The 22629-nt window shown below is 71.9% G+C and carries 16 protein-coding genes; 4 read left to right on the forward strand and 12 right to left on the reverse strand.

Annotation, left to right across the window (positions count from 1 at the left end):
- Window positions 1-46 precede the first annotated feature (46 nt).
- Together U874_RS0101055 and U874_RS14570 are read right to left on the reverse strand one after the other, a co-directional pair.
- A complete protein-coding gene (locus tag U874_RS0101055; protein ID WP_025132698.1) occupies window positions 47-3421 on the reverse strand; it encodes a Calx-beta domain-containing protein in 3375 nt (1124 codons plus the stop codon).
- 567 nt (window positions 3422-3988) lie between these two features.
- The gene (locus tag U874_RS14570; RefSeq protein ID WP_025132699.1) at window positions 3989-4660 is read right to left on the reverse strand and encodes a TetR/AcrR family transcriptional regulator; all 672 of its coding nucleotides are present in this window, start codon (window positions 4658-4660) and stop codon (window positions 3989-3991) included.
- A gap of 249 nt (window positions 4661-4909) precedes the next feature.
- On the opposite strand from U874_RS14570, the gene U874_RS0101065 reads away from it, so the two are divergent.
- Window positions 4910-6337 (forward strand): amidase, encoded by a 1428-nt coding sequence (locus U874_RS0101065; RefSeq protein WP_025132700.1) that lies wholly within the window; start codon window positions 4910-4912, stop codon window positions 6335-6337.
- 44 nt (window positions 6338-6381) lie between these two features.
- Here the strand turns inward: U874_RS0101065 and U874_RS0101070 are convergent, their stop codons facing one another.
- The gene (locus U874_RS0101070; protein WP_025132701.1) at window positions 6382-7335 is read right to left on the reverse strand and encodes an endonuclease/exonuclease/phosphatase family protein; all 954 of its coding nucleotides are present in this window, start codon (window positions 7333-7335) and stop codon (window positions 6382-6384) included.
- 405 nt (window positions 7336-7740) lie between these two features.
- On the opposite strand from U874_RS0101070, the gene mgtE reads away from it, so the two are divergent.
- Entirely contained in the window at window positions 7741-9099 is a 1359-nt protein-coding gene (mgtE, locus tag U874_RS0101075; RefSeq protein WP_025132702.1) for a magnesium transporter, read from the forward strand.
- A gap of 124 nt (window positions 9100-9223) precedes the next feature.
- Here the strand turns inward: mgtE and U874_RS0101080 are convergent, their stop codons facing one another.
- The 7 genes from U874_RS0101080 to rplS form a co-directional block, all read right to left on the reverse strand.
- On the reverse strand, window positions 9224-12295 hold the full coding sequence (locus tag U874_RS0101080; protein WP_025132703.1) for an aminotransferase: 3072 nt from the start codon (window positions 12293-12295) through the stop codon (window positions 9224-9226).
- A 120-nt stretch (window positions 12296-12415) separates the two neighbouring features.
- Entirely contained in the window at window positions 12416-13021 is a 606-nt protein-coding gene (locus U874_RS0101085; protein WP_025132704.1) for a non-canonical purine NTP pyrophosphatase, read from the reverse strand.
- Window positions 13018-13764 carry a ribonuclease PH gene (gene rph, locus U874_RS0101090; protein WP_025132705.1) on the reverse strand — a complete coding sequence of 249 codons (747 nt, stop codon included), beginning with the start codon at window positions 13762-13764 and terminating at the stop codon, window positions 13018-13020. Before rph ends, U874_RS0101085 begins: the two co-directional genes overlap by 4 nt.
- Before the next feature lie 141 nt (window positions 13765-13905).
- A complete protein-coding gene (murI, locus tag U874_RS0101095; protein WP_025132706.1) occupies window positions 13906-14745 on the reverse strand; it encodes a glutamate racemase in 840 nt (279 codons plus the stop codon).
- Window positions 14746-14766: 21 nt separating this feature from the next.
- Entirely contained in the window at window positions 14767-15426 is a 660-nt protein-coding gene (locus U874_RS0101100) for a ribonuclease HII (protein ID WP_025132707.1), read from the reverse strand.
- On the reverse strand, window positions 15419-16135 hold the full coding sequence (gene lepB, locus U874_RS0101105; RefSeq protein ID WP_025132708.1) for a signal peptidase I: 717 nt from the start codon (window positions 16133-16135) through the stop codon (window positions 15419-15421). The genes U874_RS0101100 and lepB overlap by 8 nt, the downstream gene beginning before the upstream one ends.
- Before the next feature lie 161 nt (window positions 16136-16296).
- Window positions 16297-16644: a 50S ribosomal protein L19 gene (gene rplS, locus U874_RS0101110; protein ID WP_025132709.1), complete on the reverse strand. Its 348-nt coding sequence runs from the start codon at window positions 16642-16644 to the stop codon at window positions 16297-16299.
- Between the two features lie 385 nt (window positions 16645-17029).
- On the opposite strand from rplS, the gene U874_RS0101115 reads away from it, so the two are divergent.
- Window positions 17030-18505, forward strand: a complete 1476-nt coding sequence (locus U874_RS0101115; protein ID WP_025132710.1) for a peptide MFS transporter — start codon at window positions 17030-17032, stop codon at window positions 18503-18505.
- 13 nt (window positions 18506-18518) lie between these two features.
- On the opposite strand, the gene U874_RS0101120 is transcribed toward U874_RS0101115, so the two are convergent.
- Window positions 18519-20177: a CdaR family transcriptional regulator gene (locus U874_RS0101120; protein ID WP_025132711.1), complete on the reverse strand. Its 1659-nt coding sequence runs from the start codon at window positions 20175-20177 to the stop codon at window positions 18519-18521.
- A 109-nt stretch (window positions 20178-20286) separates the two neighbouring features.
- Here U874_RS0101120 and U874_RS0101125 point away from each other — a divergent pair, with 109 nt between their 5' ends.
- Entirely contained in the window at window positions 20287-21996 is a 1710-nt protein-coding gene (locus U874_RS0101125; RefSeq protein WP_025132712.1) for an amidohydrolase family protein, read from the forward strand.
- Window positions 21997-22060: 64 nt separating this feature from the next.
- Here the strand turns inward: U874_RS0101125 and U874_RS0101130 are convergent, their stop codons facing one another.
- Entirely contained in the window at window positions 22061-22612 is a 552-nt protein-coding gene (locus U874_RS0101130; protein WP_025132713.1) for a dihydrofolate reductase family protein, read from the reverse strand.
- Window positions 22613-22629 lie beyond the last annotated feature (17 nt).

Raw genomic sequence — 22629 nt, forward strand, 5'->3', positions numbered from 1 at the left:
AGCCCGGCGCCTCCGTCGTGCGCTCTCCGCGTCCGCTGCCTCGGGATTACTCCTCGGCCGAGCCGCGTCGTCGAGTGATGAGGAGCGCTCCGGCCGCGAGGAGCGCCGCAGCGCCGAGCGTCAGGGGCAGGGCAAGATCCGGCCCGCCCGTCTCCGCGAGCCCGCCCGTGCCCGGAGCCCCGGGCTTCGGCTTCCCGGTCCCGCCGTCCGTACTGCCGTCGGTGCTGCCGTCGGTTCCGCCGTCGGTGCTGCCGTCGGTTCCGCCGTCGCCCGGATCGACCGGGGGCAGCTTGGCGTAGCTGATGGCGCCCGCCGCAATGCCCGCAGAGCCGCCCGCCTCGGCGTGCTCGCTCGGCTCGCTGAGCGCGACCGTGAATCCGCGCGCCGCGTCTCCCGCGAAGCCCGCCGTGGTCGGCACGCGCACCTGCTGCGGCGCATCGTCGCCCGCTTCCCAGCGGAGCTCGATGTCGACCGCGGTGAAGTGCATGCCCGCTCGCGCCGTGCCGTCGACCGTGGTGACGCGCACGGTCACCGGGCCAGTCCATGCGCGCTCGGCCGCGTCGCTCCGGGTCACCTCGAAGACGGCATCGCCGCCGGCGCGGACCGCAGCCGCATCGTGCACCGCGAGCAAGGTCGGCTCGGGCGTCTCGGCCGTGATCGTTCCGGTGGCGACCGCAGGATGGCCGAACTCGCCGTGCGCCCCCGGCGAGCTGAGCTCGACGCGGAAGCTGCGATCCGGATCCCCAGCGGGAACCGCCGAGGTGGGCACGCGCACCGTCTGGGGCGCGGTGTCGCCGGCTGCCCAGGTGAGCGTGGTGAGCGGCACCTCCTCGTAGTGCTCGCCCGCCTCCGCGCTCTCGTCGACCGTGCGGACGTCGACGCTCGTCGCGCCGAGCCAGGGCAGCTCCGCCGCGTTGATCCGGGCGACCTGGAACTCGATCGTGTCTCCCGCGACCCCGTGCTGGTCGCCGTCGAGCGCGAACACTGTGAGCTCGGGATCCGGGGCGACGATCTCGCCCGTGACGGCGCCGACCTCGCCGATCGCCGTGAACCGGCTCGGATCGCTGAGCTCCACGGAGAGCGTGCGCTCGGGGCCGCCCGCATCCGTCTCGAGGGTCTCCACGGCGAACGGCTTCGGGGCGAAGTCGTCGGCCGCCCAGGTGAGCGTCTCGGTGCGGGCCACGTAGTGCTCGCCGGCGACGGCGCTCGCGTCGCGCGTGCTCGCGGTGACGCTCGCCTCGCCCGTCCAGGGATTCACCGCCGCCTGGCTGCGGGAGACCTCGAAGGTGAGCTCGGATCCGGCGAGCGCCCGCTGCGGCCCGGTGAGTTCGAACGCGTTCTCCACGGGCACGGGCGCCTGGATCGTCGCGTCGGCGGAGACGCCCGCGCCGATCTGCACGTCGTTCTGCGGCTGCGGGTCGCGGAGCTCGAGCGTGAAGTGCCGGTCCGGATCCCCCGCGGCGGTCGGCAGCGTCTGCACGGTCACGGTGCGCGGGCTCATGTCCCCCGCCGCCCACGAAAGCGTCTCCTCGTGCGCTTCATAGTGCGTGCCCGCGAGTGCAGGATCCTCGCTCCCGGCGGGGCCGTCCTGGGTCGCGACGGTCACGTCGGCGGCGCCCGAGTAGCTGCCCGGCGTCGCGGGGGCGCGGGTCACGGTGAACGTGAGCGTGTCCCCTGCGAGCCCGGTCTGGTCCTCACCAAGTTCGACGATCGAGGGGTCCGGCTGGGGCACGCTCAGGTCCATGCGCTGCCGCATCTCATTGCCGAGGGCGTCGGCGACGCGGAGCTCGAACGTCCAGCTCCCGTAACTGACGGGCGTGCCGCTCAGGAGGCCGGTCGCACGGTCAATGCTCAGCCAGTCGGGGGCGTCGCTCCCCGCGAGCGGCGCGAGCTCGTGGCTGCTGGCCGGGAAGCCCGGCGTCACGGTCGTCTGCTGTTCCCAGGGCTCCCCGTACGGAATCGTCGCGCTGTCGGCGCTCGTGATCGTGCTCCACACGATCGGGTGGAACACGGTGCCCGTGAAGCGGTCGTTGTCGAGCGCGTTCGTCTGCGAGAAGGTGTACTCGGCGGTCGGGATCGCGGAGTATATCGTGATGTCAACGAAGGGCAGCCCCGGGGAGAGCGCCGGGGCCTGATTCCCGCCGAAGCTCGGGAACGTGGAGCCGTCGCGGAGCGAGAGCTCCCCCGTGATGTCGGCGCGGAACTTCTTCGCCCCGCGGGGCACGTGGACCTCGCCGAGGCGGATCTGCTGGGCCGTGACGGCAAGGGTGCCGTCGGCGCGGTTCGCGGGCGCCTCCGGCAGTCCGACGAGCGAGGAGATCTGATTGCCCTGCGCCTGCAGGCTGCGCAGCGCCGGAAGATCCCGCAGCGGCTCAAGCGTGGTCGCGCCGATCGCATCCATGTGGATCCGGTAGAGCTGCTGCTTCCCCGCGATCGCACCGATGTCGTCGCCGAGGCCGGGGTTGTGATCGATGTCGAGCGTCTTGAGCCCGTCGGCCCCCTCGATGCCGGCCAGGCTCGTGATCTTCGCGCGCGACACCGTGAGGTGGGCGAGCTTGTCGAGCGCGGCGAGCGGCTCCAGGCTGTCGACGTCGGTGAACGACACCGTGAGCGAGGTGAGCTCGGTGAGCCCCGCGAGCGGAGCAAGACTCGAGACCCCGGTCATCTGAGCGTTGATGGAGCTCAGCTTGGTGAGCCCGCGCAGCGGCTCCAGGTCTGCGAGCTGCGTGCTCTGGCCGAGGTTCAGGTCGCGGAGCGCCGTCAACTGCGCGAGCGCGCCGAAGTCGGTGAGGCCCGGGTTCCGGGACGCGTCGAGGTTCGTCAGCTTGGTCAGCGTGGCGAGGGAGCCGAGCGAGGTGAGCGCCGGGTTCCCCGCGATGGTGAGGCGCGAGAGGCTACCCGCTCCGCTGATCGTGCCGAGCGAGTCGTCCGTGAGCCCCGCATCGGTGAGGGTGAGGCTGGAGAGCTTCGGGAGCAGGATGAGGGCATTCAGCGCGCCGGGGCCGGAGAGGTCGTGCTTGCCGCCCAGGAACGTGAGCGTGCGCATCTCGACGGCGGCTTCGAAGCCGTCGAGACTCGTCACGGCGAAGTCGCTCGAGCAGCTCAGCACGGTGACGCTCTCGATCTCGGCGCGGGAGATCGGCGCGTCGGGTGCACGGCCCGAGCCGAGCTTCTTGTTGACGCACGCCGCGAGCTCGGGATCGGCGAGCGCGATGGCGTCCGCGCGAAGCTCCGCGCCGGATCGCGGTGCGGCTCCTGCGGTGGCGCCCGTACTCCCTCCCGGCGCGCCGCTCCCTGTGGCTTCGCTCGCTGTCGCTTCGCTCGCGGTCGCCAGTGCGGGCGTCGCAACTCCTGCGAGTCCCCCGACGAGCGCGAGTGCGGCCCCCGCCGCCAGAGCCCGCTTCCCCCAGAACTTCCCCATTGGTTCTCCTGTTCCTGCACGCACTTCTGCGATTCGATACACCACGAACTCAATGCGTTCGCTCAGCAAACGCATTCCGGGCGATCCTATCGAGTGGTGGGATGCGGGGTCTAGCGGGGTGGGGTGGGGAACTGGGTGGCTTGGCGGGCAATCTCGAACTAAGTGCGGGTTTGATCCAGAATGGCGTGGCTATACCGGATCAAACTGGGCCGAACTCGGCCAACCGAGCCACAGAGGCCTGATCCTCGCCGCGCCGGGCGGCCGAAACTGGGTCGAAAGCGGTCGTCTGGGGTGGACTCTGGATCAAACTCAAACAAAGTGCGAGTTTGGTCCGGAATGGCAGGGCTATACCGGATCAAACTCGGCCCGAACTTCCCGATCCGGCCCGAGGGGGCCGGCGATACTCTGCAGCGCACGCGGCGGGGCGTTCAGGCCGCACCGGAGGCGGCGCGGCGGAGCAATCTCGAACAAAAGTCGAGTTTGGTACAGATGGGCCGGCCGTTACCGGGGCAAACTCACACCAAGTTGCGGGAGCACCGTCGGGCGCACCACCAGCGCGACCCGCACTCAGCGCGCCCCCGCCCCCTCCTCCGCGAGAAGCGCCTCCACGCCGAGCACCACCGCGCGCACGCCACGCGAGAAGGCGGCGTCGCCGTGCGACTCGGCCGCAGCCGCCGCACCGCCCTCCGCGCGGATCGCCGTGCGCACGCGCACCACCAGGAAGCCGGTCGCGAACGCGTCGGCCGTGCCGAGCACCCAGCGCGCCTCCGTGGGCGCGAGCCCGGCCGCAATGAACGCGCGCTCCGCCGACGCCAGGTGCGGGGCGACCGGCCCGTCCGCGTAGGGCGCGAGCGCGAGCAGCTCGAACGAACGCGGGAAGCGGTCCGCGAGCTCGCAGTAGGCGCCGAGCACGGCCTCGATCAGCGCACGCCAGTCCCCCGCCGCCCGGGCCACGACGCCCGGCATGTCGAGCGACACGATGAGCTGCTCCACGATTGCGGAGAGCAGATCGTCCCGTCCGCGCACGTGCGTGTAGAGGGTCATCGTCCCGGCGCCGAGCTCGCCGGCGAGCCGTCGCATCGTGAGTTCCTCGACACCGTCGCGCTCCACGAGCTCGATCGCGGCCCGGGCGATCGCGGCGCGCGTCAAGCCCGTGCGCCGGGCGCCACCGCGGGCGGATCGTTCCCCGCCACCGCGGGCGGATCGTTCGCCAAGGCTGGGGGCGCTGCGCTCTGTCATGCCTGCTAGAGTACCCTCTCGTACGCTGTACCGTACAACGTACGGACCGCCGACACCCGTTCACAAACCACGCGGAGGGGCGACTGCGATCCGCCGAATCCGACATGCGGCACGCGGCACCCGGCACCCGGCACCCAGCGCGCCACACCCAGCGCGCCACACACCGCGCCGCACACCGAACACCGAACACCGAACACCGAACACCGCAACCATCGGGATCGCGAGGACGCGATCCAGCAAAGGAGCACCGTGGACCTGCACTATCTCACCGCCACCGAGTCGATCCGTCGCTTCACGGCGGGCGAGCTCTCCCCCGTCGAACTGCTCGACGCCGTCGTCGCGCGCACCGCCGCGACCGAGCCCCGCGTCGGCGCCGTGGCCGAGGAACTCCTCGACTCCGCCTACGCCGCCGCCCGCGAGGCGGAAGCGCGCTACCTGCGCGGGGAGGCTCGCCCGCTCGACGGTGTGCCGCTCATGCTCAAGGAGGAGCAGCCGATCGCGGGCCTGCGCGCCGAGGAGGGATCGCTGCTCGAGCGCGGCACGATCGCAGACGTGACGCACCCCATCGTGGAGCGCATCTTCGACGCGGGCGCCGCGGTGCACGGGCGCACGACGACGCCCGAGTTCTGCTGCGCCCCCGTGACGCACAGCGCGCTCTGGGGCACCACCCGCAACCCGCACAACACCGAGATGACACCGGGCGGCTCCTCGGGCGGCGCGGGTGCGGTGCTCGCGGCGGGCTCGACGATCCTCGCGACGGGATCCGACATCGGCGGTTCGATCCGGATCCCGTCGTCGTACTGCGGCGTCGTCGGCTTCAAGCCGCCGTTCGCGCGCGTGCCCGGGCTCCCGCCGTTCAACAGCGACACCTACTGCGCCGACGGGCCGATGGGCCGGAGCGTCGCCGACGTCGCGCTCCTCCAGAACGTGATCTCGGGCCCGTGGGCGGGCGACCCCGCCTCGCTCCGGCCGCAGCTGCGGGTCTCTGCCGAGGCGGGAAGCCTCGCCGGTGTGCGGATCGCGCTCAGCTACACGCTCGGCGGCTATGCCCCGGATCCCGAGGTCGTGGCGAACACGCGGGCGTTCGCGGACGCGCTCCGCGCCGCGGGCGCGGTGGTCGAGGAGGTGGATCTGCCTTGGACCCCCGAGGAGGTGCTTCGCATCGCGTGGGCCCACTTCGGTTCGGTGATGGGCCCGTTCATCGAGAGCGTCGGCAGCGGGGATCCCGAGCGCCTCGCGCAGCTCATGCCCTACACGCGGGCTTTCGTCGCGGCTGCCGACGGCGCGATGGGCGCCGTCGACGGCCTCATCGCCGAGAGCGCTTTCGCACGCCCGCTCGGTGAGCTGCTCGAGCGGTACGACGCCCTGCTGTGCCCCACGATCGCGAACACGGGGATGCCCGCGGACGCGGCGTGCACCGACAGTGCCGCGGTCTTCTCCGAGCTCATGACGCTGCCCTTCAACGTCGTGGGGCGCGTGCCCGTGCTCGCGCTGCCCTCGGGCCGCGCGGCGAACGGGGTGCCGACGGGCGTCCAGATCGTCGGGCGCAGCTTCGACGACCAGACGGTGTTCCGGATCGGCGCCGCGGCCGAGGCCGAGCTCGGGCTCTGGACCGATCCGACCTGGTGGCCCGCCGAGCTCACGGGAGCCGCGGCCGACGCCCACGCCGCGCGCTAGCCCGAGTCACCCGGGCCGCGCTAGCCCGACCCCCGGGCTGCGCGCTAGCCCGACTCGCCCGTGGGGCGCAGCCGCGCGGAGATGGCGAGATGATCGCTGTCTCCGCGCGGCTCCGTGGCCATCTCCCTGGCGTCGAAGCCGCGCACGAGGATGTGGTCGAGCCGCACGACGGGGAAGCTGCTCGGCCACGAGAAGCCGAAGCCGCCCGAGCTCTGCCGCGGCTCGGTGAGGAGCGCCGAGAGCGGGGTGAAGGACCGGTCGTCGGTGCTCGCGTTGAAATCACCCAGCGCGATGATCCGCGGGCTCCCGTCGGCGCGGATCACCTCCGCGAGCTCGGCGAGCATCTCGTCGCGCTGCCCGTGCCCGTCGAGGCGCGCCGATGCTGCGTGGACGACGTAGACGGTCGTGTCGCCGCCCGGCGTCTCGACCTCCGCCCGCAGGGCACGATCCCAGCCGAGGCCGAGGTCGAGGGGCTCGGACGAGCGGATCGGGAACCGGCTCCACAGGCCGACGGTGCTCGCCGTGGCGTCATACGGGTGGCTCGCGGCGAGCTCTGCCGCGAACGTCGCGCGCTGCTCGGGCGCGATCTCCTGCACGGCGACGAGGTCGGCGCCGCTGCCGCCGAGTTCCGCGCCCGCCGTGCGGGCGGCGGCGGTGTCCCCCGCCCCCAGCCGCACGTTCTGGCTCAGCACCGAGACGGTCGGCACGTTGCCGACCGCGGCGACGGGGTCGAGCGGCAGCACGCGCGGCACGAAGACGAACGCCCAGGCGGCCACCGCGATGAGGCTCACGAGGATCCCGAGCCAGGCACGCCGGGCCAGGGCCGCGATCAGGAGCAGCCCCGCGGCGATGCCGAGCCAGGGCAGCACGGCCTCGAACGGCAGCGCGAAGCCGAACGCGTCCGGGAAGCGGCCGGGCGCGAGGAACGCCGCGGTCAGCACCGCGGAGAGTGCGGCGATCAGGATCCCGACGCGTCGCCGTCCGATCCGTCGTGCCATTGCCCCTCGCTTCCCTCCGGGGCCCGCGGCCCGCGAAGCCACCGATGCTAGCAAGCGGCGCGCGCGAGCTCCTGACGATTCCCCGTGGGCGAGCTGAACCGCGGGTGCACTCGGCCGCGTTCGCGTGGTCTCCGCCGCGGAGGGGGTAGTCTGGACGTTGGCCCGCACGCAGCGCGCACCGAGCGTGTCGGCGCGAGCCACTCCGATCCGTCCCCGACCGAAGCGAGGTGATCCTGTGCCCAGTGACAGTTGCAGTCAGCAGCCGGACGCGGTGACCGGTCCCTCTTCTCGTTCGCGGAGGTAGCGTCCCGTCCGTCGTCCGGCACCCCTCGGGTGCCCCACCGGTGCACCCGAACCGTTTTCGACGCCGCAGCTCCGCGGCGCGCACCGGCAAGGAGCGACGTTATGACCTCACCCCAGTTCCAGACCACGGATGATCTGGCCACCACCATCGAGCAGCTGTTCGCGGCGCGGGATCTCACCGCGCTCACCCGGGTCCTCGCACCCGTCGGCGCGACCGAGCTGGTCCCTCTCTTCGAGCGCCTCAGCCGGAAGCAGCGCGCGGTGATCTATCGCCTGCTCCCGAAGGACAGCGCGGCCGAGGTCTTCGAGCTGCTCGACCCGCCGCTGCAGAGCGATCTGCTCCACGGGCTCCAGGACGCGGAGGTCGCGCAGCTCTTCGTCGATCTGGATCATGACGATCGGCTGTGGCTGCTCGACGAGGTGCCCGCGGCCCTCGCCACGCGCCTCCTCCGCGGGCTTCCGGAGCACGAGCGCGTGCTCACCTCCGCGCTGCTCGGCTACCCGCAGGGCAGCATCGGCCGGCGCATGTCGCTCGAGTACGTCTCGACCCGCGCCTCCTTCACCGTCGACGAGACGATGCAGCGGGTGCGCGAGCGCCTCCAGGACGCCGAGACGGTGTACACGATCCCCGTGCTCGACGACTCCCGGCACGTCGTCGGCGTCGTCAGCCTGCGCGAGCTGCTGAGCGCTCCGGGCGAGATGCCCGTGAGCGAGCTCATGCGGCCGGTGCACACCGCGGAAGCCGCCTCGGACGAGGAGGTCGCGGCCCGACGCTGCGCCGACCTCGCGCTCCTCGCCATGCCCGTCGTCGACCGGGAGAACCGGCTCGTCGGCATGCTGACGATCGACGACGCGATCCGCATCCTCGAGCACGAGGAGAGCGAGGACGCGGCGCGTCAGGGCGGCACGGAGCCCCTGCGGCGCCCCTATCTCTCAACGCCGGTGAGCACGCTCGTGCGCTCGCGCGTGGTCTGGCTGCTCGTCCTCGCGATCGGTGCGACGCTCACGGTGCAGGTGCTCTCGGTGTTCGAGGCGACGATCGAGCAGGTCACGGTGCTCGCGCTCTTCGTCCCCCTGCTCATCGGCACGGGCGGCAACACGGGCAACCAGGCCGCGACGACCGTGACGCGCGCGCTCGCGCTCGGCGACGTCGGTGCGCGCGATTTCATGCGCGTGCTCACGCGGGAGCTGCGCACGGGCGGCCTGCTCGGCCTCCTGCTCGGATCGATCGGCTTCGGGATCGCGACGATTGCCTACTCGGTGCAGATCGGTCTCGTCATCGGGCTCACGCTGCTCTGCGTGTGCACGCTCGCGGCGGCGGTCGGCGGCTGCATGCCGCTCATCGCGCGCGCGGTGAAGGTCGATCCCGCGGTCTTCTCGAACCCGTTCATCTCGACCTTCGTCGACGCCTCGGGCCTGATCATCTACTTCCTGATCGCGCGCGCCATCCTCGGCCTGTGATCGTCGACGCTGCTCGAGCCCCGTGCCGAGCTGCGCATCGTCCGCCTCGCGCACCCGCGGGAGGCGGAGCGGTGGCTCGCGGCCCTGCCCGCGCGCACGAGGTGCGGGCGGACAGGGCTCTGGCCTACCAGCCCTCGGTGAGCACCCGATCGAGCGCGGCGACGACGACATCGGCGCTCTCAGCCGTGAGGCACAGCGGCGGCTTCACCTTGAGCACGTTCGAGCGCTCGGAGGTGGTCAGCACGATCACGCCGAGCTCGCGGAGCCGCTCGCAGATCGCCGCGGCCTCGGCGGCGGCGGGCTCCATCGTCTCACGGTCGCGCACGAGCTCGACGCCGAGGTAGAGCCCCTCGCCGTGCACCGGCCCGATGAGCGCGTGCCGCTCGGCGAGCGCGCGGAAGCCCGCCGCGAGACGAGCCCCGACGACGCGAGCGTTCTCCTGCAGCCCCTCTTCGGCCATCGCATCGAGCACGGCGATGCCCACGCGGCAGCTCAGCGGGTTGCCGCCCGCCGAGGAGAAGAACTGCCCCTGCGAGGCGAGCGCGTCGGCGATCCGCTTCGAGGTGATCACGCCGCCGATCGGGAAACCGTTCCCCATCGGCTTGGCGATCGCGATGATGTCGGGTCGCACACCGGACTGCTCGAAGCCCCAGAACGAGGAGCCCATACGGCCGAAGCCGACCTGCACCTCGTCGGCAATGCAGAGCCCACCCGCGGCGCGGACGCGCGCGTAGGTGTCGCGGAGGTAGCCCTCGGGGAGCATCACGCCCCCGGCGTTGCCGAGCACCGACTCGCAGATGAAACCGGCGACGTCGCGCCCCTCTGCCGCGAGGCCGTCGAGGTCGGCGCCCAGGTCTGCTGCGTAGCGCGCACCCACGGTCGCGTCGTCCGCGGCGCCGCGGTAGGTCCCCCGGAAGCGATTCGGCACATCGGAGACGTGCACCCAGTCGGGCCGGTTCTCGAGAGCGAAGGGGTTATCGTAGGCGCTCGTCGTGACGGCGTCCGAGGCCATCGTCCAGCCGTGGTAGGCCTCCCGCAACGCGACGACCGTGCGGCGGCCCGTCGCGGCCTGCGCGAGACGCAGGGCCAGGTCGACCGCCTCCGATCCGCTGTTCACGAGCAGCACGGTGTCGAGCTCGGAGTCCGCGGGCAGCTGGGCGAGCAGGCGCTCGCTGTACTCAGCGAGCTCGCGGAACAGGAACCGGGAGTTCGTGTTGAGCACCCGGATCTGCCGGTTCACCGCGTCGGCCACGCCGGGGTGGCCGTGGCCGAGCCCCGTGACGTTGTTCACCATGTCGATGTACGCGCGGCCCGTCGTGTCGATCAGGTGGTGCCGCCAGCCGCGCTCGATCTGCATGGGGCGCTCGTAGTAGCGCTCCTGCGCGCTCGCGAAAATCTGCTCGCGGCGCGCCAGTTCGTCGCCGGCCTCGTCGCGCTGCGCGAGTTCCGGAAGGCCAAGCAGCCCGGCGGGGTCGTGCGTGAAGCGCCGCCACGCGGCCACGCGCTCGGGGGCGACGAGCTGCGCGCGTCCCGGCGCTGGCGTCGCGACCGCGAGGATCGGGGGCTCGGCGCCCGTCGCGGCGTCCGCCCGCAAGAGCGAGACGGCGATCGGCCGTGCGGAGGAGCCCGCAGCGAGCTCGGCGAGAGGATCACCCGCGGCGACCGCGGCGCCGGGCACGAGGCTGCCGATCGGGGCGACGCCGTCGATCGAGAGCAGCCAGCCCCCGGCGACCTCGAGCACGAGGCCCCGCTCGCTCACGGTGCGGAGCACGCCGGGCGCGGGCGCTGCGACGGGCTGTGCGTCGCCCGCGGCGATCCACAGTTCGGAGCCGAGCGGCCAGCTGGGGGCGGCATCGCTCGTGTCGACGATCGTGCGGGTGAGCCGGTAGACGCCGTACGGCAGCACTGCTGCGGTCACGGCGTCCGCGGAGCCCGCCGCTCCGGCCGGGCGGCCGGCGCCGGGGGCGAGGGCCGCGTCGACGAGCGTCTGCTCGGCGTCCGCAGCAAGCCAGGCGCCCGATGCGAGCGCCTCCGACTCGACGCCCGGATCGAGCATCTCGACCGCTCCGGTGAGGCCGGGCAGCAGCGCGCGGAGCGGCGCCCCCGTCGCTCGCTCGCGCCCCGTGCCGGGGGCGGCGATCAGCTGGAGCCCTGCGCCCGCCGCGACCCCGTGGAAGCCGAGCCGCGCGAGCACCTGCTCGGTGGCCTCGGCGAGCGGCACCGCGGTCGCGGCGTCGAAGATGGCCTGCTCCCCCGCGATGCGCTCGCGGGCGTACTCGTTGCCGCCGTCGATCTCGAGCTGGCGCCACCCGCTCGCCACGAGCACTGCGGCGCGCAGCACGATCAGCGGCCACACGGCCCGCGCCTCGGCCGCGGTGAGCGGGGCGTCGCGGTGGAACGCCGCGATCAGGTCGAGCAGCCGGAGCGGGCGCTCGGGCTCGTGGTGCAGCATCGAGGACGCCGTGACCGCGAGCTCGGACACCCGCCAGCCGTAGGCGAGGTCGCCGAGGTCGAGCACCGTGTGCGGGTGCACGCGCGCGTCGTCTCCCGGCAGACCCGTGACGTTGTCGTCGGTGAGGTCGCCGTGGATCGCCTGCGTGGGCAGCGCATCGGCGACCGCGTCGAGCGCGGCCTGGGCCGCGTCCGCTGCGCGCACCACGCGCTCCCGGATCTCCGCATCGGCGATCGCCGGGGCGAGCGCGATCGTCTGCTCGTGCGCGACCGCCATGACCCACATGTGGTCGCGGTCCAGGCCGGGGTGCGTGAGCTCGGCGAGCGCGCGCACGGAGGCCGCAGCCAGCGCACCGAACTCCTCGAGCACGCGCGGCGCGAAGTAGCCAAGGTCGACCATCGGAGCGCCGGGAGCGAACTCGCTGCGCCGCACGGCGAAGCCGCTGAAGCGCTGCGTTTCCGCCCCGTCGAGGCCGGGCAGCACGGAGGCGACCGGCACGCCCGCTGCGCGGTACGCGTCGAGCGCGGCGTGCTGCGCGTCTCGCTCGGGGTCGGTGAACACGGGGTTGTCGACGCGCAGCACGCTGCGCGAGCCGTCGGGCTCCGTGAGTACGAAGTTGCGGTCCTGGTTGCTCCCGAGCTCGCTCGCGATCGCCTCGATCCCGTAGCACTCGCGCGCGATCGTGGCGGCGTCCGCCTCCGATACCTGCGGGCGAACCAAGCCGCCCGTCTGCTCTTCCGTCATCGTGAGATCTCCATCTCTGGTGTCGAAATGATGTCGTGCGTGTGTTGGGTGCCAGCGTCGCGGGTGCGGGGCACTCGGGCTCGGGCCATGGGGCCACACAAGCCAGCGTCTGTGGGGTGCTTAGAGGCGGGTACGGATCTCCTCGGCCAGGGCGGTGAAAGCGCGCGTGCGGTGGGAGTGCTGATCCTTCTCGGCCGCCGTCATCTCCGCGGCGGAACGGCAGCTGCCCTCGGGCTGGAATACGGGGTCGTAACCGAAGCCGTCCTCCCCGACCGGCGCGCGGAGCACGGAGCCCTTCCAGACGCCGAGCTCGCAGATCTCCTCCGCCGGGGCACCGTCGGCGCCGGGCACGACGAGCGCCGCCGCGCAGACGAAGCCCGCGGCGCGGTGCTCATCGCCCAGGTCGCTCAGCTGCCAGAGCAGCAGCTCGACGTTCGCCGTGTCGCTGCGCGCGGGCCCGCCCCAGCGCGCCGAGAAGACCCCGGGGCAGCCGCCGAGCACGTCGACCGCGATCCCGGAGTCGTCAGCGATCGCGGGGAGACCCGTGTGGAGCGCCGCGGCGCGCGCCTTGAGGAGCGCGTTCTCCTCGAAGCTCGTGCCCGATTCGACGGGTTCGGGCCCGTCGTAGCCGATCAGCTCGACGCCCGGGATCAGCGGTCCGAGGATGCGCTGCAGTTCGACGAGTTTGTGCGCGTTGTGGGAGGCGAGGACGAGCTGGCGGGTCATGCGCCGCGCTCCTCGGCGAGCGCCGCGCGCTGCAGCTCGGCGAGCTCGCCGGCGCTCGCGAGCGCGAGGTCGAGCAGCGCGTTGAGCTCGTCGCGGGTGAACGGGACACCCTCGGCCGTGCCCTGCACCTCGACGAAGTCGCCCGAGCCGGTCACGACGACGTTCATATCGGTCTCCGCGCGCGAGTCCTCCACGTACGCGAGGTCGCTCATGGCGGTCTCGCCGACGATCCCGACGGAGACCGCCGCGACACTGTCCGTGAGCGGCTTCGCGTTCTTCGGGATGTGCCCCTTCGCGCGCGCCCACTCGACCGCGTCGGCGAGGGCAACGTAGGCTCCCGTGATCGAGGCGGTGCGCGTGCCACCGTCGGCCTGGAGCACGTCGCAGTCGATCACGATGGTGTTCTCACCAAGCGCCTTCGTATCGATGATCGCGCGGAGGCTGCGACCGATCAGCCGGGAGATCTCGTGCGTGCGGCCGCCGATCTTCCCCTTCACGGACTCGCGCTGCATGCGCTCGTTGGTCGAGCGGGGCAGCATCGAGTACTCGGCCGTGACCCAGCCGGTGCCCTTGCCGACGAGCCAGCGCGGCACGCCGGGCGTGAACGAGGCGGTGCAGAGCACCTTCGTGTTCCCGAAGGAGATGAGCGCGCTGCCCTCGGCCTGCGCGCTCCAGCCGCGTTCGATCGTGACGGGGCGCATCTCGGCCGGGGTGCGGCCGTCTACGCGGGAGGACTCGCTCATGTGCGGGAACCTTTCTCGGGGTGGTGCGGAAGGACGGTGGAGGAGGATCGGATTCGGGAGGCGATGGGGGCGGAACTGGGGCGGGTCTGCGGCAGCCGCATCGCGGCGCTGGTCGCTCCGTCCCGCGCGCGGCTTCGGCGGCTAGCCGAGCAGCTGGATTGCGCCCGTCTGCACGCGCTCCACGCGCTCGATGCTGTTGCCGAGCATGCGCCGGGCCAGCGCGACGAACGCGTCCGTGTCGGGGCCGGTCGCCTCGTAGCGGACGGTCGCTTCGCCCGCGTCATGCGGGCGAAGCAGGCCGCGCTCCGTGAGCGTGTGGAAGACCTCGCTCGCCGTCTCGAGATCACTCGACACGAGCGCGACATCGGGGCCGACGACCTGGCGGAGGGCCCCGCGGAGGAACGGGTAGTGGGTGCAGCCGAGCACGAGGGTATCGATCCCCTCCGCGACGAGGGGCGCGAGGTACTCCTGCGCCACGGCGTGCACGCGCTCGCCACTCGTCTCCCCCGCCTCGACGAGCTCGACGAAGCGGGGCGCCGCGGCGGAGCTCAGGGTGATGTCCGGACGCATGGCGAAGAGGTCGTCGTAGGCCCGCGACTGGATCGTGCCCTGCGTTCCGATGAGCCCGACCCTGCCGTTCCGCGTGATCGCCGCTGCGCTGCGCACCGTGGGCGCGATGACCTCGATCACGGGGACGTCGTAGCGCTCTCGCGCGTCGCGAAGCACCGCGGCGGAGGCCGTGTTGCACGCGATCACGAGCATCTTCACGCCCTGCGCGACGAGGTCGTCGAGGATCTCGAGCGCGAAGCGGCGCACTTCCGCGATCGGGCGCGGCCCGTACGGCGTGCGCGCGGTGTCGCCGACGTAGATCATCGACTCCCCGGGGAGCTGATCCCGGATCGCGCGCGCCACCGTCAGGCCGCCGACGCCGGAGTCGAAGACCCCGATCGGGGCGTCGGGGCTGAGCTCACGCGTCTGCATTCCCCCAGCTTACCGGAGCGCTCAGGCGGGGGTCTTGATCCAGGTGGTGCGGTGCATCTCGGTGAGCCCGGCCGTCGAGATCCCCGCGTAGTGCGCGGCCGAGCCGTAGCCCTTGTTCGATTCCCAGGCGTACTCGGGGTGCGCTTCGTGCGCGGCGCGCATGATCGCGTCGCGCTCCACCTTGGCGCGCACGGAGGCCGCTGCCACGCTCGCACACGCCCGATCCGCTCCCACGCGGGTGCGCACGTCGAGCGGCTGCCGCAGCACCGGGCTGAGCCAGTCGTGCGAGCCGTCGAGGATGATCACGGCATCGTTCACGGGGACGCCCGCCTCGTGGAGGGTGAGCAGCGCTCGCCGCGCTGCCGCGCCGAGCATCGCGGTGATCCCGTGCTCGTCGATCTCCTCGGCACTCGCGAAGCCGACAGCGCCCGATCCCCACTCGGCGACGAGCGGAGCGATCGCGTCGCGGCGCTTCTCGCTCAGCAGCTTCGAGTCGCGGAGCCCGGCGGGGAACTCGGCGGTGCCGCGCAGCACGGCATGGGCGCCGACCGCGACGGGACCGGCGATCGCCCCGCGGCCCACCTCGTCAAGACCGATCACGAGCGGGGCACCCGCGGCGAAGTACGCCGCTTCGACCTCGAGGGTCGGGTCCTTCGACGGCTTCGCGTCGGGCTCAGTCACCCTTGGCCCGATCGACCCCGGTGAAGGTGCCCTCGGGCACGCCGAGCCAGGTGAAGCGGTCGAGCGGCCAGTTCAGCACGAATGCGCGGCCGACGATCTCGGACTCCGGCACGAAGCCCTTACCCGGCTGATCCTGGTTGTAGCGCGAGTCCTTGCTCTGGTAGCGGTTGTCGCCCATCACCCAGACGGAGTTCTCGGGGACGGTGACGTCGAAGTCGATCTTCGAGGCCCGGGTCTCCCCCGGGGGGATGACGATGTACGTCTCGTCGAGCGGTACACCGTTCACCATGACGCGCCCCTGCGCGTCGCAGCACTGCACACGGTCGCCGCCCACGCCGATCACGCGCTTGACGACGTACTCGTTGCTCGTATCCGCCGCGAGGCCGAGCGTCTGGAGCACCTTCTCGACCCCCGTCGGCGGGTTCTCCGAGCGCGGGTAGAGCCACCCGCCCGGATCCTTGAAGACGACGATGTCGCCGCGCTGCACGTCCATCACGTTCGGTACGAGCTGGTTCACGAGGATCCGGTCGTTCACCTGCAGCGTCTGCTCCATCGACTGCGACGGGATGTAGAAGCTGCGCACCAGGAACGTCTTCAGCAGGAAGGAGACCAGGAAGGCGACGATCAGGATGACGAGCAGATCGCGGATGAAGCCGAGGAACCCGCCCCGTCGGCCGCCGCCCTCCGCGGTGCTCTCAGCGTTGCTCATCGGTGCTCCTTGCTCGGTGTGCTCGGTGGCTCGGTACGCCCGCGCGGGGCCGCGCGAGCACAATCTCAGGACAGACACTTCAGGCTCCCATACCCGAGCGGGAGGGAGCCTGAAAGCGTCACGGGCGTGTCGCGAGACGCGCCCGGGGATGGGCGCGGAACTTACGCGTCGCGCTTCTCCTTGATCTTGGCCTTCTTGCCGGTGAGGCCGCGGAGGTAGTACAGCTTCGCGCGGCGCACGTCGCCGCGGGTGACGACCTCGATCTTGTCGATCGCGGGCGAGTGCACGGGGAACTTACGCTCCACGCCCACCTGGAAGCTGATCTTGCGGACCGTGAAGGTCTCGCGCACGCCCTCGCCGTGACGCGAGATCACGACGCCCTGGAACACCTGGACACGCGAGCGGTTGCCCTCGACGATGTTGACGTGCACCTTGACGGTGTCGCCGGCACGGAAGGCGGGGATGTCGCTCTTGAGCGACGAGGCGTCGACGTGGTCGAGCTTCTGCATGATGTTCTCTCTCTGCGCCCGCCGCAAGTCGGTACGCGGATGTAATTTCGAAAAGTAGGAAGTGGGCTCACGGTGTGTGCGGACCCTCGCGGCAGTGCCGCACCGTGGCACAAGGATCAATTATGCCACATCTCCCGGAGGGGCCGCGCGCCCGCGCGGGAGACGCCGCGGGTATCGCCCCGCTTTGGGGAAACCGCGCGGCGATTCGCGGTTCATTTGACCGTTTGCACAAGCCCGCCCGGGGACGCCCCCAGAATACTGGGAGCGCACGGGGCGCCCGTCCGTTCAGGGCCGGGCCCGCCTCGCGTATTCACGGCGCAGCGGTCGACGACCACGTCACGGGCGACACGCAGACCCGCGCCGACTCGGAACAGGAAGATCACGCATGTCATCGACGACTGAAACGCAGCAGGAGACGCCCCGCACCCGCGAGCGCACGTTCCTCGGCCACCCCATCGGCCTCGCCAATCTGCTGGGGGTGGAACTCTGGGAGCGCTTCTCCTTCTACGGCATGGTCACGATCCTCGCCTACTACCTCTACTACTCGGTTGCGGACGGGGGGCTCGGACTCCCCCAGGGGGTCGCCACCGGGCTCGTCGGGGCCTACGGCGGGCTCGTCTACCTCTCGACCGTGCTGGGGAGCTGGCTCGCCGATCGCGCCTTCGGCATGGAGCGGATGGTCTTCTTCGGCGGCTTCGTCGTCATGGCCGGCCACATCGCCCTCGCGCTGATCCCCGGGCTCCTGGGTGTCGGGGTCGGGCTCGTTCTCGTCGCGCTCGGCGCGGGCGCGCTCAAGGCGAACGCCTCCTCGTTGCTCGGCACGCTCTACGCGAAGGGCGACACCCGGACCGACGGTGGCTTCTCGCTGTTCTACCTCGGTATCACGATCGGCTCGTTCTTCGGCCCGCTCCTCACGGGCGTGCTCAACGACGTCGCCGGATTCCACATCGCGTTCGGCGCCGCCGCCGTGGGCATGCTGATCGGCCTCATCCAGTACGTGGTGTTCCGGCGGAACCTCGGCACGGCCGGGAAGCTGCCGAGCAACCCGCTCGCCCCCGAGGAGCGCCGCCGCGCCTGGATCGTCGGCGCGATCGGCCTCGCCGTCCTCGTGCTGCTCATCGCCACCGGGGTACTCACGATCACGAACCTCGCCCCCGCGGCGAGCCTCGTCGTTGCGGCAGCCACCATCGCGTACTTCACCGTCATGCTGCGCAGCCCGAAGGTCACCGCTGAGGAGCGCCGGGGCGTGCGGGCCTTCATTCCCATGTTCATCGCGATCACCGCGTTCTGGGCGCTCTTCCAGCAGCTGTTCACGGCGCTCGCCGTCTATTCCGATGAGCGCGTCGACTGGAACATCTTCGGCTGGACCGCTCCGTCCTCCTTCCTCTTCCTCGCGCAGACCATCTGGGCGATGCCCCTCCTCGCCGTCGCGAGCGTCGTGTGGACGAAGCTCGGCGACCGCGCGCCCTCGACGCCCGTGAAGCTCGGCATCGGCGTGATCCTCACCGGCTTCGGCTACCTGCTCTTCCTCACGATGTCCGGCAGCGCGGGACGCACGAGCCCCGCGCTCGCGGTGTGCGGGGTCCTCCTGCTCTTCGCCGTGGCCGAGCTGCTCGTCTCCCCGATCGGGCTCTCCGTGAGCACGAAGCTCGCACCCGCCGCCTTCCGCGCGCAGATGATGGCGCTGTACTTCTTCGGGCCGGCGCTCGGATCCGCGCTCTCGGGCGTCCTCGCGAACTACTACTCGCCCGCGAACGAGGTCCCGTACTTCCTCATCTCGGGCGGGATCGCGATCGCGATCGGGCTCGGCATGATCGCCGTGAGCCGGTGGAGCCTCGCCCGCATGGGCGCGGTGCGCTAAGCACCCGGTCCCGTCAGCGCTCTGCGCGCCCCCTCGCCCCGCCGGCGTGGGCGCGCAGGGCGCTGACGCGCAACTGGAGATGCGCGAGCAGCAGGCTGTCCGCATCGGAGAGCTCGAGTCCGGAGATCTCGCGGATGCGCCGGAGCCGGTAGCGCAGCGTGTTGGGGTGCACGTGCAGCGCCTGCGCGGCGGCATCGACCGACCCGGCCGCGTCGAGATACGCGGTGAGCGAGGCCGTGAGGAGGCCGTCCTCGCCCTCGTGGGCGCGGAGCCGGGCGAGTGGGCCGCTCAGCAGGGGCAGCCCGAGCTCGTCGACCGCGTCGGAGAGGTGCAGGAGCATCACGGCGAGCGCGGCCTCGTCGACCGTACGCACGGCCGGGCCGCGGTCGGCCGGGTGACGTAGCGCGCGCAGCGAGACATCGGCCTGCGCGCGCAGCTGGGCGAGCTCTCCGAGGGTCTCCGCCGGGCCGCTCACGGCGACGATGAAGTGCTTCGTGAGCGGGGTGCGGGAGAGGAATCCCTGGGCGAGGCGCGCCGTCTCCGCGACGGGGTCGCCCGTGCTCGCCGACCACCCGACGATCGCGTACACGGCCCCCGTGCCCACGACGAACGAGGAGCTCGGGTGCACCGCCGTGAGGTAGTAGTCGAGCGTCTCGGCGAAGCGCTGCAGATCGGCCACGGTCGCGGCGTCGCTCGCAGCCGTGCGCTCGCTCGCCTCGGGAAGCCGCGGGGCCGCGGCGATCACGCAGTAGGGGCCCGCCCCCAGGCGAAGGCGGCTCGCTTCGGCGTGCCCCGCGGAGCCGCTCAGGACCGCGGCGGTGAGATCTCCTCGCTGCTTCCTGGCGTAGTTACTCTCGGTGCGGAGCGCCGCGAGGCGGAGCGCGACGCTCGGCGCGAACTCCGCGAAGCGGGCCGTCTGCTCGGGCGTGAACGGGGCCGAGGTCGCTGCCCAGATGTAGCCGAGCACCTCCGTACCCGCGCGCACCGCGACCGCGACGCGGGCGAGATGGTCGGGGATGAGCGCGGGCATATAGATTGGCTCCTCTGCGGCGTGCAGGCGCTCGAACTCGCCGCGCTGCCGCTGCCCCAGAAGCGTCTCCTGATCGACCGCGCGGCCGAGGATCGTGTCGATGCGTTCGGCGTCGCTGCGCTCCTGCCCCGCAGACCAGGCGACGAGGGCGGAGAAGCGGTCCTCGATCGTCACGGGAGCGGCGAACTCGGCGTAGATGGCGTTGGCGATGGCGAAGAGCTCCGACTGCACGCCGTCGGTGCGAATGCTGGCGCGGGCGTAGTCGAGCAGTTGCTCGCGGACGGTCGTCGCGACGTGCATCCACGACGCCTCCGCCGCGACCTCCACGACTGTGGTTCGACCGAAGTCGACGCCGGCCGGTCGCGGCCCCTTGACGAGCAGGACTCCGGCGCCGCCGGCGTCGAGGCTCTGGAGCAGCGCCGACAGCTCCTCCGCAGTGTGGACCCCGAGGCCCAGCACGATCGATTCCGCGTCGACCGGCTCGGACGCCCCGGGCGCGTGCAGCACCACCTCGCTCAGCGGCGCGTCGGCGAAGCCGCCCGCGTGGACGATCCGCAGGAGCGCCGGGCCGACGCTCGCAACGAGCTGCCGGGCGGTGAGGCGCTGTGCCCCCGGCTCCGCGTTTCCCCGCTGATCCGCCATCCTGCGCCCCTTCCCGCCCGCCGGGTCTATCCCGAACGACAAGCGAGCGTACGGGAGATTGCACTTTCCGACAACTCGGCGGGGGCGTCGTCTTGGGATCATGGGAACCATGCCGCACTCCGACGTCCCCTCCGCCCCCGCACCCACGATCACGGAGGGGGTGTCCGGTGGGGGCGTCTCCCCCGCAGCCGTCCTCATCCGCGGGGCGCGCGTGATCGACGGGACCGGCGCACCGGAGTACCCCGCGGATCTCTGGATCTGTGACGGCCGGATCGCCGCGATCGCCGCGGCCGGCGAGCTGGCGGTTCCCGCGGGCGCGCGGGAGGTGGATGCGACAGGCCTCGTGGTGGCGCCGGGCTTCATCGATGTGCACTCCCACGCGGACAACGCACCGGTGCTGGCGGACGACGACCTCACGAAGCTCGCGCAGGGCGTCACGACGGAGGTCACCGGGAACTGCGGGTACTCGCTCGCTCCGGTCGCCCCCTCCCGTGAGGAGGCGTTTCTCGCCGATAGCGAGCGGCTGTTTTCGTTCCCGTACTCGGGGTGGCGCAGTTCCGCCGAGTGGTTCGCGGAGATCGACCGGCGCGGCACCGTGGTGAATGTGTGCCCGCTCGTGGGACATGGCACACTCCGCATCGCGGCGGTGGGCGCGGAGGCGCGTGCGGCGACCCCCGCCGAGCTCGACGAGATGGGGCGGCTGCTCCGAGAGGCGCTCGAGGCCGGAGCGTTCGGGTTCTCGAGCGGGCTGATCTATGCCCCGGGCTGCTACAGCGACACGGGCGAACTGGCGCATCTTGCGCGGCAGCTTCCCGCCGACCGCGTGTACGCCACACACATGCGCGATGAGAGCGGCCGACTCCTGGAGAGCATCGACGAAGCGCTCGCCGTGGGCCGGGCGAGCGGCTGCCGCGTGCAGGTGTCGCACCTGAAGGCAGCGGGCCGGCAGAACTGGGGCGGGGTCGCGCGGGCGCTGGAGCGGCTCGACGCGGCGCGCGCAGCCGGGGTCGCGGTGACGCAGGACGTCTACCCCTATGCGGCCGCGTCGACCTCGCTCGGGATCTGCCTGCCGCCGTGGGCGCACGACGGGGGCACGGAGGCCACGCTTCGGCGCTTGGCGGACCCGGAGGATCGCGCGCGGATGCGCGCGCAGATCCTGGCGGGAGACGATGGCACCTGGGAGAACGTGCTCGATGGCGCGGGGGCGGACGGCATCATGATCGCCGACAGCCGGAGCCACCGCTTCGAGGGCCTCACACTGGTGGAGATCGCTGCGGAGCTCGACGTGGACGCGGTCGAAGCGCTCCTCACCGTGCTGCGCGAGGAGGCGCTCGACGTGCGCATGGTCGTCTTCGACATGTCCGAGGACGATCTGGTGGCGGCTCTCCGCTCACCGTTCACCGCGATCGGTTCCGATGGGCTCCCGCCAGGCCGGGCCGGGCGCCAGCACCCGCGCCTGTACGGCACGTTCCCTCGCGTGCTCGGCCGCTTCGTGCGCGAACTCGGGGTGCTGTCGCTGCCGGAGGCGATCCGGCGTATGACGTCGCTCCCCGCGGAGATCTTCGGGGTGCCTGAGCGCGGCACGATCGAGGTGGGCTGCATCGCGGACCTCGTCTGCTTCGACCCCGCGGAGATCGCTCACCCGGGAAGCTACACCGAGCCGGAGCTCCCGCCGACCGGTATCCGCTGGGTGATGCAGCGCGGACACCTCGGCCTGGTGGACGGTGTGTGGTCCGGGCACCGCCACGGCGAACGACTGCGTCCCGCGTCGAACCCCGGTGGCGGCGCAATCGCGAGCCCGACGAGCGCGACTCGGTAGCGGCCACGAAGGTCTGCGGCGAGCGCCGCTCGGGAGCAGCCGGGCCTGCGGCGAGCGCTGCGCCTTACTCGGCGGATCTGCGCCCGTCTCCCGGGAGTACCCGGTGCCGCGAAGTGACGAATGCCCCATTCTGTCCGATCTCGAGCAGTTCGAGTTCGAGCCTGCGTGGGAGGAGCGGGCGCCCCGCGCCGAGGGTAACCGGAGCGACGGAAAGGTGCACCTCGTCGAGCAGTCCGGCGTCCGCGAACTGACCCGCGAGCGCTCCCCCGCCGACCACCCACAGGTCGCGCCCACCCGCGGCGGCCTGCATCTCCTCGTACACGGGCGCAACATCTCCGCTCACGAAGCGGATTGCCGCCGGAGCGTGCTCCGGAGGGCTGAGCTCGCGCGATGTCAGCACCCAGGCGGGCACCTCGTAGCTCCACCCTCCGTTGGCGAGCACCCACTCGAAGGTGGTTGACCCCATGACGATCGCGCCGATGTTGGCGATGAACGCTTCGTAGTCGTTTCCTCCGCCCGGTTCTTGCGGCTGGGTGAGCAGCCAGTCCAGTGAATCACTCGGGTCCGCGATGAACCCGTCGAGTGACGCGGCCACGTAGTAGATGAGCTTCGACATATCTGCCTTTCGGTGAG

This window comes from Leucobacter sp. PH1c, assembly GCF_000633415.1.
GTDB lineage: Bacteria > Actinomycetota > Actinomycetes > Actinomycetales > Microbacteriaceae > Leucobacter.

Coding starts and splice junctions, on each gene's coding strand:
- U874_RS0101055 (WP_025132698.1), bottom strand. CDS start 3,421: ATGGGGAAGTTCTGGGGGAAGCGGGCTCTGGCGGCGGGGGCCGCACTC.
- U874_RS14570 (WP_025132699.1), bottom strand. CDS start 4,660: ATGACAGAGCGCAGCGCCCCCAGCCTTGGCGAACGATCCGCCCGCGGT.
- U874_RS0101070 (WP_025132701.1), bottom strand. CDS start 7,335: ATGGCACGACGGATCGGACGGCGACGCGTCGGGATCCTGATCGCCGCA.
- mgtE (WP_025132702.1), top strand. CDS start 7,741: ATGACCTCACCCCAGTTCCAGACCACGGATGATCTGGCCACCACCATC.
- U874_RS0101080 (WP_025132703.1), bottom strand. CDS start 12,295: ATGACGGAAGAGCAGACGGGCGGCTTGGTTCGCCCGCAGGTATCGGAG.
- U874_RS0101085 (WP_025132704.1), bottom strand. CDS start 13,021: ATGACCCGCCAGCTCGTCCTCGCCTCCCACAACGCGCACAAACTCGTC.
- rph (WP_025132705.1), bottom strand. CDS start 13,764: ATGAGCGAGTCCTCCCGCGTAGACGGCCGCACCCCGGCCGAGATGCGC.
- murI (WP_025132706.1), bottom strand. CDS start 14,745: ATGCAGACGCGTGAGCTCAGCCCCGACGCCCCGATCGGGGTCTTCGAC.
- lepB (WP_025132708.1), bottom strand. CDS start 16,135: ATGAGCAACGCTGAGAGCACCGCGGAGGGCGGCGGCCGACGGGGCGGG.
- rplS (WP_025132709.1), bottom strand. CDS start 16,644: ATGCAGAAGCTCGACCACGTCGACGCCTCGTCGCTCAAGAGCGACATC.
- U874_RS0101115 (WP_025132710.1), top strand. CDS start 17,030: ATGTCATCGACGACTGAAACGCAGCAGGAGACGCCCCGCACCCGCGAG.
- U874_RS0101120 (WP_025132711.1), bottom strand. CDS start 20,177: ATGGCGGATCAGCGGGGAAACGCGGAGCCGGGGGCACAGCGCCTCACC.
- U874_RS0101125 (WP_025132712.1), top strand. CDS start 20,287: ATGCCGCACTCCGACGTCCCCTCCGCCCCCGCACCCACGATCACGGAG.
- U874_RS0101130 (WP_025132713.1), bottom strand. CDS start 22,612: ATGTCGAAGCTCATCTACTACGTGGCCGCGTCACTCGACGGGTTCATC.